Below are 16,408 nucleotides of genomic sequence, written 5' to 3'. Positions count from 1 at the left end.
AACGATCCGGAGCCGTATCGTGCGCCCAGTCCACTTCGCCGCAGCCCGCCGCACCCCCATCGGCAAGCTCCGCGGAACCCTCTCCTCCGTCCGCCCGGACGACCTCGCCGCCGGCGTTGTACGCGGCCTCCTCGCAGGGACACCCGAGCTGGACCCCGCCAGGATCGACGACATCTACTGGGGCGCCGCCAACCAGGCGGGCGAGGACAACCGCAACGTGGCCCGCATGGCCGCCCTCCTCGCAGGCCTCCCGGAATCCGTGCCCGGCGCCACCGTGAACCGCCTCTGCGCCTCCGGCATGGAGGCCGTCACCGCCGCCGCCCGCACCATCGCCTCCGGCGAAGCCGACATCGTCCTCGCGGGCGGCTCCGAGTCGATGAGCCGCGCCCCCTTCGTCATGGCCCGCCCCGACGAAGCGCTGCCGCACAAGATGGAGACCGTCGACACCCGCCTCGGGTGGCGCCTGGTGAACCCCGCCATGAAGGACCTGCACGGCGTACTCGCCATGGGCGAGACCGCCGAGGAAGTCGCCGAGCGCCACGGCGTCTCCCGCGAGCGCCAGGACACCTTCGCCCTGCGCAGCCACCAACGCGCCACCGAGGCCCGCAAGAACGGCCACTTCGACGACGAGATCCTCCCTGTCACCCGACCCGACGGCACGGTCGTCGACCTCGACGAATGCGTCCGTGAGGACACCTCGTACGAGAGGCTCAGCAGCCTGCGCCCCGTCTTCCGCAAGGGCGGCACGGTCACCGCTGGCAACGCGTCGCCGATGAACGACGGTGCGGCCGGGCTCCTTCTCGTCAGCGAGGAAGCCCTGAACGAGCTCGGGCTCGAATCCCTCGGGCGGTACGTCGCAGGCGCCTCCGCCGGTGTGCACCCCGACGTCATGGGCGTCGGGCCCGTCCCCGCCACCCAGAAGGCGCTCGCCCGCGTCGGCTGGAGCATCGGCGACCTCCAGGAGGCCGAGTTCAACGAAGCCTTCGCGGCCCAGGCACTCGCCTGCGTCGACGCCCTCGGCATCGATCCGGAGCTGGTGAACCCAACCGGCGGCGCCATCGCCCTCGGCCACCCCCTCGGCTGTTCGGGCGCCCGCATCCTCACCACGCTGCTGCACCGCATGCGCCGCACCGGCGCCTCCCGCGGCCTCGCCACGATGTGCGTGGGCGTCGGACAGGGCAGCGCGCTGCTGGTCGAGCGCGGCTGAACCCCCTCCCTCACCAACGGAAACAACGCACGGAACGCACGGAACGCACGGAACGCACGGAACACACGTCCGCACGGAACGCACGACCGCACGGAACGCAAGGAAACGGAGCCCCACCCATGGCCACGCTGTCCCTCGCCGCGATCCTCGCCGAGCCCGCACGTCGCCAACCGGACCGCACCGCCCTCGTCGAGGGTGAACTGCGGCTTTCCTTCGGCGAGTTGTGGGAGCAGGCCCGCGCGCAGGCGGCGGCCCTGGTGGGGCTCGGGGTCGCGCCGGGCGACCGGGTGGCCCTGATGGCGCCCAACACCGCCGAGTTCCCGCGCGCCTATTACGCGATCCTCGCCGCGGGCGGCGTCGTGGTCCCCGTACACCTCCTGCTCTCCGCAGAGGAGGTCGAGCACGTCCTGCGGGACAGCGGCGCCACCCTGCTGCTCTGCCACCCCGCGCAGGCCGAGACGGGCAAAGCCGCTGCCGCCGCCACCGGCGTACGGATGCTGACTCTCGGCGGGGGCGGCGAGTTCGAGACCCTGGCGGGCGCGGCCGAACCGCTCCCCGGTTACGTCACGCGTGCGGCCGACGACCCCGCCGTCGTCTTCTACACCAGCGGCACCACGGGCGTCCCCAAGGGCGCCGTGCTCAGCCACCTCAACCTGGTCATGAACGCGACCGTCTGCGCCTTCGACGCCCACGACGTGCGCCGCGACGACGTCGCGCTCGGCGCGCTCCCGCTCTTCCACGCGTTCGGCCAGACCGTCTCCATGAACGCCACCTGGCGCGCGGGCGCGACGCTCGTCCTGCTGCCGCGCTTCGACGCCGCGCGGGCCATCGCGCTGATGGCGGCGGAGGGCGTCAACACCTTCCACGGGGTGCCGACGATGTACGTGAACCTCGTCGCCGCGGCGGCCGAGATCACGGCCGCCGAGCTGCCCACGCTGCGGCTCTGCGTCTCCGGCGGCGCCTCGCTGCCCGTGGCCGTACTCGAACGCTTCGAGGAGGCCTTCGGCGTACCGGTCTACGAGGGGTACGGCCTCTCCGAGACCTCGCCCACCGCCTCCGTGAACCAGCCCGTGTTCGGCACCAAGGCGGGCAGCATCGGCCACCCGCTGTGGGGCGTGGACGTGGAGATCGCCCGCGCCGACGTCGAGGGGCGGATCGAGCTGCTGCCCACCGGTGAGCTCGGGGAGGTCGTGGTCCGCGGCCACAACGTCTTCTCCGGCTACCTGGGGCGCCCGGAGGCGACCGCGGAGGCCGTCGTCGACGGCTGGTTCCGCACCGGTGACCTCGGCACCAAGGACGCCGACGGGTTCCTGGCCATCGTCGACCGCAAGAAGGACGTCATCATCCGCGGCGGCTTCAACGTCTACCCGCGCGAGGTCGAGGAGGTGCTCATGCGCCACCCGGACGTCGCGCACGTCGCCGTGATCGGTCTGCCCGACGAGGTGCACGGCGAGGAGATCTGCGCCGTCGTGGTCGCCGCGCCCGGCTCCGCGCCCGATGCCGCGCAGATCACCGAGTGGTCCAAGGAGCACCTGGGCCGCCACAAGTACCCGCGCCGCGTGGAGTTCACCGGCGAGCTGCCGCTCGGCCCCAGCATGAAGGTCCTCAAGCGCGAGCTGCGCGTCACCTACAGCGGGGCCTAGGCCTTGTCGGCCCGGACGTCCAGGATGTGGCCGCCTCTGACGGCGCGGAGATAGTTGGGCCTAGCATCTGTCCCCGGCATGGACATATCTCTGAACATATCTCTGTGGGAATTCGCCGCACTCGCCGCGGCCGCGGTGCTCGTCGGCTTCTCGAAGACCGCCGTCAGCGGGGCCAACACGGTCAGCCTCGCCGTCTTCGCCGCGGTCCTGCCGGCCCGCGAGTCGACCGGCGTCCTGCTGCCCATCCTCATCGCGGGCGACGTACTTGCGGTCCTGACCTACCGCAGACATGCCCACTGGCCCACCCTGTGGCGGCTGCTCCCCGCCGTCGCGGGCGGTGTGGTGGTGGGCACGGTCTTCCTGCTGTGGGCCGACGACGCCATCGTCCGTACGTCGATCGGGGCGATCCTGCTCCTGATGGCGGCGGTCACGCTGTGGCGCCGCAGGACCCCGGCGGATGCGGCGGACGAGACGGATGCGGCGGACAAGACGGGCGAGGCTGGTGAGTCGAGTGCGGCTGGTGAGCCGAGTGCGGCGGAGGCTTCGCTCGGCGCCCGGCTCAAGGCCCCCTCCTACGGCGTGCTCGGCGGCTTCACCACCATGGTCGCCAACGCGGGCGGCCCGGTGATGTCGATGTATCTGCTCTCGGCGGGCTTCCGGAAGCTGAGCTTCCTGGGGACGTCGGCGTGGTTCTTCCTCATCGTCAACACCTCCAAGGTGCCGTTCAGCGCGGGCCTCGGCCTGATCGACGCGCACTCGCTGCTGCTGGACGCGGCACTCGTGCTCTTCGTCCTGCCGGGCGCACTCATCGGCAAGGCGGCCGTGCACCGGATCAATCAGCGGCTCTTCGAGCAACTGGTGATCGGGGCCACGGTCCTCGGGGGCCTCCAGCTGCTGCTGCGCTGACGGAGCAGTGGCCGCAGGCGGCCTAGGCCTTGCCCATGGGGACCGCCTGCCTCGCCTCGGGGGCGAGACCGTGCTCAAGGTCCTCCACCAGCAGCCGCTTCGCGATCGCGTCGACCGCCTTGACGAGGTCCTGGTCCGCGGGACGGCCGCTGTCCTTCTCCACCTGCTCGCCCAGCCACCTGGCCCACGCCTTGCCGATCACGTCGGCCTCGCGTTCGCCCGCGGGGGTGTGCGAGAAGAGCATGCCGGAGCGGGTGAGGAAGCCCTCCTCGACCATGCGGTTGAAGACCGGCACCAGGACTTCGGACGGCAGCTGACGCCGGGCGGCGATCAGGCTGAGGCTCGCGTGCCCGACCATCCGGTCGAAGAGCGACACCTGCATCACGGCCCACGCGCCCGCGATGTCGAGCCGGGTGTCGGAGTCGCGGATGACACGGCGTGCGGTGTCCATACCGGTACTGCGGATGATGTTCCCGACCGCCAGTTCGAGCACCCGGTCCGAGCTGCCGCTCGACGTCGGCGACGCGAAGCCCTCGCCCATGTCCGAGGAACTCATCCGCGCGCTGTCCCGCAGCTGCACCTGCTTGAGGAAGAGGGCCACCACGAACCCGAGCAGCGCCACGGGCACCGTCCACAGGAACACGGTGTGCAGCGTGTCGGCGTACGCCTTGATGATGGGCGCGGCCGCTTCCGCCGGAAGGCCGTGCAGCCCCTGCGGACTCTGCGCGGCCTTGGCCACCACGGCGGGATCCGTGGCCCCGGCCTCGGCCGCGGCGGCGACGCCGTCCTCCAGGTTCGGCTTCAGCGTGTTGGCGTAGATGGTGCCGAACACAGCGGTGCCGAAGGAGCTGCCGAGCGTACGGAAGAAGGTGACTCCGGAGGTCGCCGTGCCCAGATCCGAGTAGACGACGGTGTTCTGCACGGCGATGGTGAGGACCTGCATGCAGAGCCCGATGCCGGTGCCGAGGACGAACATGTAGAGCGACTCGAGCCAGGTACTGGTCTCACTCCCCATGAGCGAGAGCAGATAGAGCCCGAGCGCCATGACCAGGGCACCCACGATGGGAAAGATCCGATACTTCCCGGTCTTGCTGACCACATTGCCGCTGAAGATCGAGGCGATGAGCAGCCCGATCACCATGGGCAGCGTCCGCACGCCCGAGATGGTGGCGGAGTCCCCGTCGACGTACTGCAGATAGGTCGGCAGGAACGTCATCGCGCCCAGCATCGCGAACCCGACGATGAAGCTGAGGATCGAGCAGACGGTGAAGACGGGATTGGCGAAGAGCCGCATCGGCAGCATCGGTTCGGCGGCCCGCGTCTCGACCACACAGAACAGCGCGAGCGCGACCGCGCCGCCCACGAACAGCGCGATGATGGTGCCCGAACCCCACGCGTACTGGTTGCCGCCCCAACTGGTCGCCAGAATCAGCGCGCTGGCGCCGATCGCGACGAATGCGATGCCGAGATAATCGATGACCGGACGCACCGCGGACCGCACGACGGGGATCGTGCGAGCGGCTGCGATCACCACGACGATCGCGATCGGTACGTTGACGTAGAAGGCCCAGCGCCAGGTCAGATGGTCGGTGAAGAGCCCGCCGAGCAGCGGCCCGATGACGGTGGCGACGCCGAAGACGGCACCGATCGCACCCTGGTACTTGCCGCGCTCGCGCAGCGGGATGACGTCGGCGATCAACGCCATCGAGGTCACCATGAGACCGCCCGCGCCGATGCCTTGCAGGGCGCGCCAGGCGATGAGCAGCGTCATGTTCGTCGACAGGCCGCACAGGAACGAGCCGGTGATGAAGACGATGGCCGAGACCTGAAAGACGATCTTCCGCCCGAAGAGATCGCCGAACTTCCCGACGAGCACCGTGGCAACGGTCTCCGCGAGCAGATACGACGTCACGACCCACGACATGTGCTCGGCGCCGCCCAGATCCGCCACGATCGTGGGCAGCGCGGTGCCCACGATGGTCTGGTCGAGTGCGGCGAGCAGCATCCCCAGCATGATCGTCACGAAGACGATGTTGCGGCGGCGCTTGTCCAGGACGGGCGGCCCCTGGTCGGGGGCGTCGGCGGCAGGCTCGACGGTGGTGGTCACACGGTCACCCTCACACCGCGCCTGGGCGTGTGCATGCGGGGCCGGTCCGGTCCGGTGACGGCTGCCGGTGGTTAAGGGGGGTGGGGGCGGTCAGTCCAGGTTGCGGCGGAGCAGATAGGTGTCCATGATCCACCCCTTGCGCTCGCGCGCCTCGGCCCGGAGTGCCTCGATGCGGGGAGCGGCTTCGTCGAGGGGCCCGGAAACGAGGATCTCGTCGGCGGTCCCGACATAGGCCCCCCAATAGACATACATGCCACCCATGTCACCCACACCACCCACACCACCCACACCACCCACACCACTCACACCACCCACGCCACCGTCTGTACTGCTCTGGTACTGCAGGAAGGCCTGATGGGCATCGAGCATGACCACGACATCGTCGACGCCCTCGGGAAACCCGCGGTCGGCGAGGCGACGCCCGGTGGTGATCTGCACGGGGCGCCCGACACGGTTCAGGCCGGTGCGGTGCCTCGCGGCGAGCGAGGAGACACTGCTGATCCCGGGCACGACGTCGTACGAGAAGGCCACCGCACCCCGGTCGAGGACTTCCTCCAGAACCCCGAGGGTGCCGTCGTAAAGGGAGGGGTCCCCCCACACGAGGAAGGCCCCGCACTCGTCCTCACCCAGCTCATCGGCGACGAGCCGCTCATAGATCTCGGCACGGCGGCTGCGCCAGCCCACGACGGCGGGGGAGTAGTCCGCGCCGCCCGCCTTCCTGTCGCGCGCGGGGTCCCGCGCCTCGACCACGCGGAAGGTGCCGTCGGCACAGTGCGCGTCGAGGAGCTCACGCCGCAGCCGCACGAGGTCGTCCTTCTCCTCGCCCTTGTCGAGGATGAAGAACACGTCGGTGCTCTTCATGGCCTTGACGGCTTGCAGGGTCAACTGGTCGGGGTCGCCCGCGCCGATACCGATGACATGGATCTTTCGCACCCTGAGAGTCTGCCGTACGGGGTTGCCGGGCTTGTCCCCCGGGCGGGGCGCATCCGCGTGACCGGCGGGTGGCTACGCACTCCCACGCAGCCGAGGCGCGTGCTCGGCAGCGTCCACCGTCGACCGGCCCCCATCTAGAGCCTGAGCCAACTGCCGCGCCCACACGACGAGTCCGTCCACATCGATCCCGTGGGGCCGCTGTCCCCACTTCCCCGTGCCGATGGCGCTCGCCCCCCTGAGCAGCAGCCGCGCCCCGCCCGTGAGGTTGCCGCGGGCCGAGTGGGTCAGCCCAACGGCCAGCTGCGCGAGCCCCTTCCACAGGTCACGCTCGTCCTCGGGCCCCGACTTCCAGGCGTCCTCGAAGACCTCGTGCGCGTGAAAGGGCCGCCCCGCGTCGAGCAGGGCCTGCGCCTGAGCGACCGTCTCCTCGGGCGTACGCGTGACGCCTTCGGGCTGCCGCTCCACACCTTCGGTGCCGTACGGCAACGGCCGCCCGAGCCCATCACGCGGCCGCGCATTGCGGGCCCGCCCTTCGGCGTCACGGTCACGGCCACGGTCATCGGGTCGAGGTGCGGTGCTCATACGGCGATTGTCCCTCGCCGGGTGTCCGGAGGGGGGAGCGGACCACCCCCGAACGTGGGGTAAAGTTCTGTTTGCGCGATCACGCAGAACACCGCGAGACACGCGCATCGGGACGTGGCGCAGCTTGGTAGCGCACTTGACTGGGGGTCAAGGGGTCGCAGGTTCAAATCCTGTCGTCCCGACGGAAACGTCGCAGGTAGGGGTCACCTTCGGGTGGCCCCTACTTCGTGTTTGGGAGCAATTCTGGGAGCGGGGAGCGGCTCCCTGCGCTCCCAGGGAGCGGGAGTCTGGGAGCGACGTCAACCGGGGGTCGACGGCTGGCCACCCGATCCGGTCGCTCCCAGGGAGCGTCTCCGCTGCCCGGTCTGGTGGACGAGGCAAGGGGTCGCGCTGTTCGCCCCCTTGTCCGAATTCTCGTCATGGGGCCGTGCTCCCACTGGACCCCTTGACGGCTTGTACCGACCCCATGTCTGCGGGGGCTCTGCGCCTGCCGAAAACTCCATCCGCGCAGCTCAGGCGGCATGCTGGTACTCGTGGAGGACTCCGCCGAGGCGGTCTCTCCGGCGCACTGTCAGTTGGGTGATTTGTGCGTGGGGGAGTGGTGCGGGAACGGCGCGCAGGGGTGCTGCCTGGTCTATCGCCTGGTGGGGCCGGTGGGTGTTGTAGTGCAGTTCGAACTGGTGGAGCGCGTGGCGTAGATGGCGCTCGTTCCAGATGAGGGTGCGGTCCAGGAGTTCGTGGCGGCAGGTTTGGACCCAGCGTTCCATGATGGCGTTCATGCGCGGTATCCGGACGCCGGTGCGCACGACTTGGATGCCTGCGTTGCACAGGATTTCATCGGAGAGGGCGGGGTACTTCGCGTCCCGGTCCCGGACCAAGTACGCGTGGGTGGCTTGGGCGTCCGTCAGGTCCATGGCCAGATTGCGGGCGGCTTGACAGACCCAGGCCGCGGTGGGGTGGGCTGTGGTGCCGAGGATCCGGATGCGCCGGGTGACGTGTTCGATGACGGCGAGGATGTACTGACGCTGACCGGTCAAAGTCACCGTCTCGATGAAGTCGCAGGCCATCAGGGCGTCGGCCTGCGAGCGTAGGAAATCGGCCCAGGTGGTGGCGGCCCGGTCGGGCGCCGGATCTATGCCCTCGGAGGTGAGGATCTCCCAGACGGTGGAGGCGGCGACCTTGATGCCGAGCGTGGTGAGTTCGCCGTGCACCCTGCGATAGCCCCACGATGGATTCTCACGGACCAGACGCAGGACCAGTCTGCGGATCGAGTGGACCGTGGGCGGTCGTCCGGGCTTCTTCGGCCGACAGGGGCGGGCGTGGTGCCGTTTGATCAGGTCGCGATGCCAGCGCAGCACGGTGTCAGGCCGAACCAGTAAACGTAACCGCCGCAGGACTGGACGGGGCAGAGGCGCCAGCAGAGCGGCAAGGAACGCTCGGTCTTCCGGAGCGAGCTTCGCCCGCTCTGCTCCGACCTGCCGTTCGAGGACAGTGAGTTGGTGGCGCAGGGCGAGGATCTCCGCGTCCTTGTCGCGGTCGCTCATCGACAGCAGTCGCAGTGCGGCGAACGTGTTGGTGATGGTCAGGTAGGCGAGACGAAGCAGTACAAATACTCATCCTGCCGCACCACTGACCAGGCTTCCGGGCTGCATGGATGACATTTTCGGCAGGCGCAGGCACCAAAGCGGCAAGAAGCACCCGGTCTTCCGGAGCAAGCGCTTAACCTGGTCCGCGCCGAGTTGTCGCTCAAGGACGGTGAGCTGGTGGCGCAGGGCGAGGATCTCCGTGACCTTGTCGCGGTCGCTCACCGGCAGCAACCGCAGCGCGCCGAACAGGTTGGTGACGGTCAAGCAGACTAGACGCAGCAGCACAACTGCTCATTCTGCCGCACCGTCGCAGACGCTTCTGAGCTGCGTAGATGGCATTCTCAGCAGACGCAGTGTCGAGGGCGGCACTTCGAATATCCTGGATCCTCAGTGATGTTGCGCCAACCTGCGCCTCCCTGGGAGCTTCATTACGATCGTGGCCTACGACTGAGCCGGTAGATGCCGTAGGTAACGCCGAGGATGATGTCCACGGCCGCCCAGAGGCCGATGATGAGGCCGACGCCGATCGTGGTTCCGACATCCCCCGCGTCCTGACAGAGCTTGAGTGCGTCGCCAGCAAGGCCTTCGCAGGAGGGGTCGTCGCTGGCGCTGTTCACGCCTGTGATGATCCAGATCAGGAACAACGCCTGCACTGCGAGGAAGATCCACAGGAAGACCCGGTGGGGCTTTTTGTTCTTGACGACATCCGGAGCGGGGTGCAGGGGGTCGCCCTCAGGGCGTGGTCCCCATTGCGGGGAGGGTGTATCTGTCATGAGCCTGACCTCCTAGATGAGGCGAGGCAGTCTCCACTGTCGATACATGGTTAACATTACACGCAATGGAGGTGTATAGCGCGTTACTGCAGTCGACACAGCTGCCGTCGACGCCGACGACAGCCGGGCAGGGCTTAGCAACCTGCCCATACGCGAGAACGCCAAGGTAGGCGACGTCCGTCGCCCCACAAGTCCCGCGATCGAGCGCATGGTTACGCACGACTTCGACGCACAGCCAGGAGCGCACGGCTCGTCAAGGTTGAGTGGTCACGAGCACTCGATGTCTCCGCCCGCGCGGATGTGGTGTCAGGGGACCACACTGGTAAGTGGAGGGGCACCTATGACGCCTGTTTCCATGCAGTAGCGCGAAAGCCCGTGATCAGCGTGTCCCGTGCGTGTGAAGAGCGGCAGCATCGACAGCGTGGTGTTGTAGCCCACTGGGGCAGGGGCCGCCGCGTGGCTGCTGCGATAGCGGGCGTCGCCGCTGCGGGTGTTCTGGGCTTGGCCGGCTGTGGATCAGAGGAAGCCGGGTCCTCGCCGCCGCCCACCACGTCTCAGGAAGAGACCACGCCGGAGACCACCTCACCGGCGGAGGAGAACGCCGCCTGGTTCACCAGCGTGGGGCCCGAGTTCCAGTCGCTCCAAGACCACCTGGACAGTGTCTCCACGGCCGCTGGCGCTAGCGACGTAATGGAGCTGACCGCCCAGTGCCGCGGCGGGCTGGACGACGTCACCAAGTTGCAGAGCGCCGATCCGCTGCCGTCGAACGCAGAACTTTGGGACGCCGCGCTCGACGACTTTCAACTGGCGTTCTCCTACTGCGTTGCGGGGGACTATACGAGTGCTACGGCCTACCTGACGGCAGGCGGCGCCAAGCTCGACCGGATATCCGACGAACTCCCGTGACGCTGCTTAGCAGGTGCGGCTCCTGCCGAGCCCGGCCCGCCGCCGCGGCGTGGTTCTGCGCGTAATCCCGGAATCCGCCTGGCGTTCGACGGTCTCGGCGTTCCTGGCGACGATGCAGGAGAACCTCTAGTCCCGCTCGACTCTAGATTGGCGGGTGTGAGACGGAGAGGTTCGAGTCTCGCCCCGCTCCACTCCATGAGGCCTCTGACTTGCCGCGAAGCTCGGCAGGGCAGGGGAGCCGTCGGTAGGGGCCCAGCGATGCTGTACTTCCGCGTATGGCGTCGTACGGGTGCCAACTGAGCTTCAGAACTCCGAAGCAGAATCGTGCACATGACTGGGGGGCAAGGGGTCGCAGGTTCAAATCCTGTCGTCCCGACGGAAACGTCGCAGGTAGGGGCCATCTTCGGGTGGCCCCTGCTTCGTGTTGGGGAGCGGGTTCGGGAGCAGGGGGTCGTTCCCACGGGGCGTCACTGTCGCCGGGTCTGGTGTGTGAGGCATGGGGTCGCCATGTTCGCCCCCCCGTTCAGCTCGGGCTGTCTTCGGCTCGCACCAGGCGGGTCACCAAGGCGGCGACCAGGGCATCTCGTGGGATGAGCGCTTTGAATTTGCCTGCCTTGGTGACGGCGAAGAAGCGGCGCGGGCTGGCGGTGAGGACGACCTCGGCCCAAGCGTCGTCCGGGGTCTGGGCGTCGATGCTGTCTGTCACCAGAAAGACCTCGTACAGCTCACGCAGGCGCTGGATGGTCACGAGGCGGCCTGATTCCGGTGACGGTCTGTCCAGGTTCTGCTGCAGGTACAACTCGAAGGCGAACGCCGGGTCCGGTGTCTGGTTCTCCACCGGCGGCAGGCTCTGGTTGGTGCCCCAGGGGAGCATCACGGAGGGGGTAACGGATGCATGGGGGTTCGGTAGGGGCTGGCCGAGCTGCCAGGCGGCGGTCTTTGCGCGAGCCCGCTCATGGGCCGCGCTCAGCAGAGGATCGGACCTGAGATGTGCGGCCAGCAGCCGGGACGGCGGCGCCCAGCCCAGGAAGGTGCCCGGCGTTCCGTTGCGTTCGCCCACGAAGGCGATGGCCTGCGTCCGGTCCCGCCGCGCGGCCCCGGCGATGAGGATGAACAGCCGGGTCTCCCACCAGGTTTGGCCCTGCCGCAGATCGACCACCGTGACTTCGCTGTCATGGGCTCGTCGCAGCGCCCGGAGGATGCTCCGCAGCGAGGTCCGCTCGAGCGGCATGTCCTCGGGAGTGTCGAGGTTCTCGGTGAGTGTCGCGGTGCGCACTGCTTCTGCCGCGGACTCCGAAGCCGCGGCGAAGGAGAGTGACACCCCGGCCACCTCGATGCTGCCGGCGTTCAGTGTCTGCAAGAACAGCCGTATGACCGGCAGCAGGCTGAGCGTGACCATGCCCAGCAGCACCCATCCGTCGTAGCCCTGCTCCGGCCAATCCGCCACACCCCTTGACAGCGTCAGTGCCGGCACCAGCGCTACGAGGATCAACGGTGCCGATAGCAGCTCCGTTGCGCAGACCACGGCCGCAACCGCCGACTGGTACTTCAGCCGGGAGCTACCGGTGCACGGCCGGGCGCGGGCTCTGACGGGAGCCGTCGGGCGAGGCCGCGCCCGGAGGGTGCGTGAGGCGTGCGTGAGACGATCGGGAAACAGCCCGTAAGGGGAGGGGCTCCATGGGGGGCAAGGGTCGGCTGCATGTCAGTGCGGAACTGGCGGGGGTGCTGGAGCGGATCGACGCGCTCGGCGGGATGCTCGATGAACGGGCCTATGCCGCCGAGGAGTTGGGCAGGCTGCCACAGGACACGGCGCGGGCACTGCTCGACACGGGGATCGTGCGGGCCGAGCTGCCGTTGAGCCTGGGCGGGTACGAGTTCGCGCCACGGCAGCTGATCGAGACGGTGGAGCGGGTGAGCTACCACGACGCCTCGGCCGGGTGGACCATGTTCGCGTTGCAGCTGATGACCGGGACCACGGCGGCGTACCTCGCCGGGGATGCGGCGGCCGAGCTGTTCGCCGACGTGCCGAACGGGAAGTACGCGCTGCTCTCCGGGCACGGCACGCGCCCCGGCCGGGCCGTCCCCGTGGAGGGCGGCTACCGGGTCAGCGGCGCATGGCAGTTCGCCTCCGGGATGGCGCACGCCACCCACATCCACAGCGCGATCCAGGTCGAGGACACCGGTGAGCTGCGGGTCCTTGCGATGCCGAAGGCGCAGGTGACCCTGGACGGCAACTGGGACGTGCTCGGGCTGCGTGCGACACACAGCATCGACTACCACTGCACCGATGTGTACGTACCGCACGAGTACACCTACGTCGCGACCACGGACACCCCGGTCAACGGCGGAGCCGTCTACCGCCTCGGCCTGGTCAACATGTCGGCGATCGGACACACGGGCTGGGCCCTCGGCGTCGGCCGGCGGCTCCTGGACGAGCTGAAGCGGGTCGCCGCGGCGCGGACCGGTTCGCGGGCCGCCGCGGTCGACACCTCCCAGTTCCACGCCGAGTACGCGACGGCGGAGGCCAGGCTCCGGGCGGCCCGGGCCTGGGTGAACGACGTCTGGCGGGACGTCGAACAGGCCTTGGACCAGGGCGAGTTGACGAACACGGAGCAGGACACCCTGATCCGTCTCGTGCTCAGTCACACGACCTCGACCGTGTACGAGGTGGGCCGCACCGTGCACCGCTGGGCCGGCTCGGCGGCGATCCGCCGCGGCCCGGTGGACCGCTTCCTGCGCGACCTCGGCACGGGCACGCAGCACATCACGTCGAGCCCGGTCGTGCTCCAGAACTGCGGCAAGTGGCTCAGCGGCGCCGAGCCGGACGCCCGGTGGAGCTTCCTCGACCTGACCTGACCTGCCCTGACCTGTCCTGCCCATCCGGGGGCCGGTTCTCCTTCCCGCCTGCCGGGAGCGATGCGGGGAGCAGTCGGCGACAACCTGACTTACTGCGGGCGTCGAAGCGACCGGCCGGGCGGGGAGATGACGAAGTAACGGGTCGGCCGTGCCGCTCGGAGGGGGCGCGCTCCTAGGTTTCCGGCCATGGATACAGACAGTGTTCTGGCCCTGGGACTTCGTACAGCCGGGGGCCTCCAGCCGGCCGTGTTCCATGGTCCGGATGCGGCGGCCGACGGCCGCACGGGGCCGCCCGCCACCGGCGCCTGGCTGCCGGGCATGCCGGTCGGGCGCCGCAAGTGGGCCGACCTTCCCGCGCCGCTGGAGCTCGAGGGCGGTGGCGTACTGCCTGATGTGCGCCTCGCCTACGAGACGTGGGGCACCCTTGCCCCTGACGCGTCGAATGCCGTGCTCGTCCTGCACGGGCTTACGGGCGACAGCCATGCGGGCGGTCCGGCGATGGCCGGGCACCCCACCGCCGGGTGGTGGGAAGCCCTCATCGGTCCTGGTCGGCCGTTGGACACGGACCGTTGGTTCGTGGTGGCCCCCAACGTTCTCGGTGGCTGCCAGGGTTCCACCGGGCCCGCCACCACGGCGTGGCACGGTCGCCCCTGGGGGTCGCGCTTTCCGGACGTGACGATCCGCGATCAGGTGGCCGCCGAAGCGGCTCTCGCCGATGTCCTCGGAATCGGCACCTGGGCGGCCGTCGTCGGCGGGTCGATGGGCGGCATGCGGGCCCTGGAATGGGCCGTGAGCCGACCGGACCGGCTGCGCACCCTGGGCCTGCTGGCCTGCCCCGTGGCCGCCACGGCGGACCAGATCGCCTGGTCCGTTCCCCAGCTGCACGCCATCCGCAGCGACCCGAACTGGCGCGGTGGTGACTACCACGGGGCCCCGGTCGGCGGCGGCCCGCACCGTGGCCTCGGCAACGCCCGCAGGATCGCGCACATCACCTACCGCGGTGGCGCGGAGCTGGAGGAGCGCTTCGGCAGGCGTCTAGAGCGGAGCGCTCCGGCCCGCGGCCGACCGACCGCCGCCGCCACCGCCACCGCCACCGCCCTGACCACCACCGCAGGGCACGCAGGGGACGCCCGCTACGCCGTCGAGTCGTATCTCGACCACCACGCCGAGAAATTGGTGCACCGCTTCGACGCAGGCAGCTACGTCGCGCTGACCGAGGCGATGAACCGGCATGACATCGGCCGCGGCCGCGGCGGCGTCGAGGCGGCGCTGCGGCGGGTGCGGGCGGACGGGGCCGTCATCGCGATCAGCAGTGACCGGCTGTTCCCCGCGCACGAGCAGCGCAGGATCGCCCGCGGCCTTCCGCACTGCGCGCACTTCTCCGTCATCGACTCGCCCGCCGGACACGACGGGTTCCTCATCGAACACGAGCAGGTCGGTGCCGTCCTCCGCCAAGCACTGCGGTGACAGCACTGCGGTGACAGGCACCGCGGCGACAGGCACCGCGTGGCAGGCACGGCAGTGAACGACAACAGGCAAGCAAGAAAGATCAAGAGATCGAGGAATGACGCGATGACGGAAGCGACGGCGCAGAGCGACTGGGCCTTCGAGACCCGGCAGATCCACGCCGGAACGGCGCCCGACCCGACGACGATGGCCCGGGCGGTGCCGATCTACCAGACGGGAGCCTTCGCGTTCCAGGACACCGATCATGCGGCTCGCCTGTTCACCCTTGAGGAGAAGGGGAACATCTACTCGCGCATCCAGAATCCGACCCACGAGGCGCTGGAGCGGCGGATCGCCTCTCTGGAGGGGGCCGTCGAAGCCGTCGCGGTGGCCTCCGGGCACGCGGCCGTGGCCCTGGCCATCCTGAACCTGGCCGGTGCCGGTGATCATGTGGTCTCCAGCGCGACCCTGTACGGCGGAACGTACAACTTGCTCCGTCACCTGCTGCCCGAGTACGGGATCGAGACGACGTTCGTCGACGACCCCGACGACCCGGACTCCTGGCGGCGGGCCCTGCGGCCCACCACCAAAGTGGTGTTCGGCGAGACGGTGGGAAACCCCCGTAACAACCTCCTCGATGTGAGGGCGGTGGCCGATGTCGCGCACGCGGCCGGTGTGCCGTTCGTGCTCGACAACACGGGTCTCACGCCGTACCTGTTGAGGCCCGTCGAGCACGGCGTCGATGTGGTGGTGCACTCCACGTCGAAGTATCTCTCCGGGCACGGCACGGTGATCGGCGGTGTCGTCGTCGACAACGGCACCTTCGACTTCGGCGCGCACGCCGAACGCTTCCCGAAGTACAGCGAGCCCGATCCGAGCTTCCACGGCATGCGGTTCTGGGACGAGTGCGGCCCCGGTGCGTACGCCCGCAGGCTGCGGCTGCGGCTGCTGCGCGATCTCGGCCCGGCGACCACTCCGTTCACCAGCTTCCTGGTGCTCCAGGGCCTGGAGACGCTCTCGCTGCGCATGGAACGGCACGCGAGCAACGCGCTCGAGCTCGCCCACTGGCTGGAAGACCGCCCCGAGGTCTCGGCGGTCCACTACCCCGGGCTGCCGTCAAGCCCCTGGCACGGCCTGGCACAGAAGTATCTGCCGGGCGGTGCGGGCGGAGTGGTCTCCTTCGAGCTGGCCGCCGGGCGGGAAGCCGGTGCGCGCTTCATCGACGGCCTCGAACTCGTCAGCCATCTCGCGAACATCGGCGACGTACGCAGCCTCGCCATCCACCCGGCCAGTACGACGCACTACCAGCTGACCCCCGAACAGCAACGGGCGGCGGGCGTCGCGCCCGGCCTCATCCGGTTCTCGACCGGCATCGAAGGCATCGACGACATCACATCCGACCTGGCCACCGCACTGGCGGCAGCCGCCTCGGCACCCGGCCGAGCAACGAAGCAGTGAGGGCA

At 69.3% G+C, this 16,408-nt stretch carries 14 protein-coding genes and 1 tRNA gene; 8 read left to right on the top strand and 7 right to left on the bottom strand.

The features are described 5' to 3' along the window. Positions 1-19: 19 nt before the first annotated feature. From M4V62_RS06815 to M4V62_RS06805, 3 genes are all read left to right on the top strand, one after another. Positions 20-1,207 (top strand): thiolase family protein, encoded by a 1,188-nt coding sequence (locus tag M4V62_RS06815; protein ID WP_249586317.1) that lies wholly within the window; start codon positions 20-22, stop codon positions 1,205-1,207. 119 nt (positions 1,208-1,326) lie between these two features. Beyond that, positions 1,327-2,850, top strand: coding sequence for a long-chain-fatty-acid--CoA ligase (locus M4V62_RS06810; protein ID WP_249586316.1), 1,524 nt, complete (start codon positions 1,327-1,329; stop codon positions 2,848-2,850). Positions 2,851-2,928: 78 nt separating this feature from the next. After that, complete coding sequence (locus tag M4V62_RS06805; RefSeq protein ID WP_249586315.1) at positions 2,929-3,756, top strand: sulfite exporter TauE/SafE family protein; 828 nt, start codon at positions 2,929-2,931, stop codon at positions 3,754-3,756. 22 nt (positions 3,757-3,778) lie between these two features. On the opposite strand, the gene M4V62_RS06800 is transcribed toward M4V62_RS06805, so the two are convergent. From M4V62_RS06800 to M4V62_RS06790, 3 genes are all read right to left on the bottom strand, one after another. Further along, the gene (locus M4V62_RS06800) at positions 3,779-5,863 is read right to left on the bottom strand and encodes an MDR family MFS transporter (RefSeq protein ID WP_283779072.1); all 2,085 of its coding nucleotides are present in this window, start codon (positions 5,861-5,863) and stop codon (positions 3,779-3,781) included. Between the two features lie 90 nt (positions 5,864-5,953). Continuing rightward, entirely contained in the window at positions 5,954-6,796 is an 843-nt protein-coding gene (gene cobF, locus M4V62_RS06795) for a precorrin-6A synthase (deacetylating) (protein WP_249586314.1), read from the bottom strand. A gap of 72 nt (positions 6,797-6,868) precedes the next feature. After that, the gene (locus M4V62_RS06790) at positions 6,869-7,378 is read right to left on the bottom strand and encodes a DUF309 domain-containing protein (protein ID WP_249586313.1); all 510 of its coding nucleotides are present in this window, start codon (positions 7,376-7,378) and stop codon (positions 6,869-6,871) included. A 108-nt stretch (positions 7,379-7,486) separates the two neighbouring features. Here M4V62_RS06790 and M4V62_RS06785 point away from each other — a divergent pair. Next, a tRNA-Pro gene (locus M4V62_RS06785) sits at positions 7,487-7,560 on the top strand. 330 nt (positions 7,561-7,890) lie between these two features. Here M4V62_RS06785 and M4V62_RS06780 read toward each other — a convergent pair. From M4V62_RS06780 to M4V62_RS06770, 3 genes are all read right to left on the bottom strand, one after another. Beyond that, positions 7,891-8,922 (bottom strand): integrase core domain-containing protein, encoded by a 1,032-nt coding sequence (locus tag M4V62_RS06780; protein ID WP_249586312.1) that lies wholly within the window; start codon positions 8,920-8,922, stop codon positions 7,891-7,893. A gap of 69 nt (positions 8,923-8,991) precedes the next feature. Further along, a complete protein-coding gene (locus M4V62_RS06775) occupies positions 8,992-9,228 on the bottom strand; it encodes a hypothetical protein (protein ID WP_249586311.1) in 237 nt (78 codons plus the stop codon). 164 nt (positions 9,229-9,392) lie between these two features. Next, a complete protein-coding gene (locus M4V62_RS06770) occupies positions 9,393-9,737 on the bottom strand; it encodes a hypothetical protein (RefSeq protein WP_249586310.1) in 345 nt (114 codons plus the stop codon). Positions 9,738-10,193: 456 nt separating this feature from the next. Here M4V62_RS06770 and M4V62_RS06765 point away from each other — a divergent pair, with 456 nt between their 5' ends. Further along, positions 10,194-10,643: a hypothetical protein gene (locus M4V62_RS06765; protein ID WP_249586309.1), complete on the top strand. Its 450-nt coding sequence runs from the start codon at positions 10,194-10,196 to the stop codon at positions 10,641-10,643. A gap of 523 nt (positions 10,644-11,166) precedes the next feature. On the opposite strand, the gene M4V62_RS06760 is transcribed toward M4V62_RS06765, so the two are convergent. Further along, positions 11,167-12,117 carry a hypothetical protein gene (locus M4V62_RS06760; protein ID WP_249586308.1) on the bottom strand — a complete coding sequence of 317 codons (951 nt, stop codon included), beginning with the start codon at positions 12,115-12,117 and terminating at the stop codon, positions 11,167-11,169. Between the two features lie 203 nt (positions 12,118-12,320). On the opposite strand from M4V62_RS06760, the gene M4V62_RS06755 reads away from it, so the two are divergent. The 3 genes from M4V62_RS06755 to M4V62_RS06745 all read left to right on the top strand — a co-directional run bounded on the left by M4V62_RS06755 (position 12,321) and on the right by M4V62_RS06745 (position 16,403). Then, positions 12,321-13,499, top strand: a complete 1,179-nt coding sequence (locus M4V62_RS06755; RefSeq protein ID WP_249586307.1) for an acyl-CoA dehydrogenase family protein — start codon at positions 12,321-12,323, stop codon at positions 13,497-13,499. A gap of 318 nt (positions 13,500-13,817) precedes the next feature. Continuing rightward, entirely contained in the window at positions 13,818-14,966 is a 1,149-nt protein-coding gene (gene metX / locus M4V62_RS06750; protein WP_249592720.1) for a homoserine O-acetyltransferase MetX, read from the top strand. A 105-nt stretch (positions 14,967-15,071) separates the two neighbouring features. Continuing rightward, a complete protein-coding gene (locus tag M4V62_RS06745; protein WP_249586306.1) occupies positions 15,072-16,403 on the top strand; it encodes an O-acetylhomoserine aminocarboxypropyltransferase/cysteine synthase family protein in 1,332 nt (443 codons plus the stop codon). Positions 16,404-16,408: the final 5 nt, after the last annotated feature.

The sequence above is a fragment of the Streptomyces durmitorensis genome, assembly GCF_023498005.1.
GTDB lineage: Bacteria > Actinomycetota > Actinomycetes > Streptomycetales > Streptomycetaceae > Streptomyces > Streptomyces durmitorensis.
Note: the sequence above shows the minus strand (reverse complement) of the source record. Positions and strands in the feature narration are given on the sequence as shown.

What these genes read in the sequence shown, in the direction of transcription:
- M4V62_RS06745 (WP_249586306.1), top strand. Translation starts at nt 15,072, where the DNA reads ATGACGGAAGCGACGGCGCAGAGCGACTGGGCCTTCGAGACCCGGCAG.
- M4V62_RS06810 (WP_249586316.1), top strand. Translation starts at nt 1,327, where the DNA reads ATGGCCACGCTGTCCCTCGCCGCGATCCTCGCCGAGCCCGCACGTCGC.
- M4V62_RS06790 (WP_249586313.1), bottom strand. Translation starts at nt 7,378, where the DNA reads ATGAGCACCGCACCTCGACCCGATGACCGTGGCCGTGACCGTGACGCC.
- M4V62_RS06805 (WP_249586315.1), top strand. Translation starts at nt 2,929, where the DNA reads ATGGACATATCTCTGAACATATCTCTGTGGGAATTCGCCGCACTCGCC.
- M4V62_RS06770 (WP_249586310.1), bottom strand. Translation starts at nt 9,737, where the DNA reads ATGACAGATACACCCTCCCCGCAATGGGGACCACGCCCTGAGGGCGAC.
- M4V62_RS06755 (WP_249586307.1), top strand. Translation starts at nt 12,321, where the DNA reads ATGGGGGGCAAGGGTCGGCTGCATGTCAGTGCGGAACTGGCGGGGGTG.
- M4V62_RS06780 (WP_249586312.1), bottom strand. Translation starts at nt 8,922, where the DNA reads ATGAGCGACCGCGACAAGGACGCGGAGATCCTCGCCCTGCGCCACCAA.
- metX (WP_249592720.1), top strand. Translation starts at nt 13,818, where the DNA reads ATGCCGGTCGGGCGCCGCAAGTGGGCCGACCTTCCCGCGCCGCTGGAG.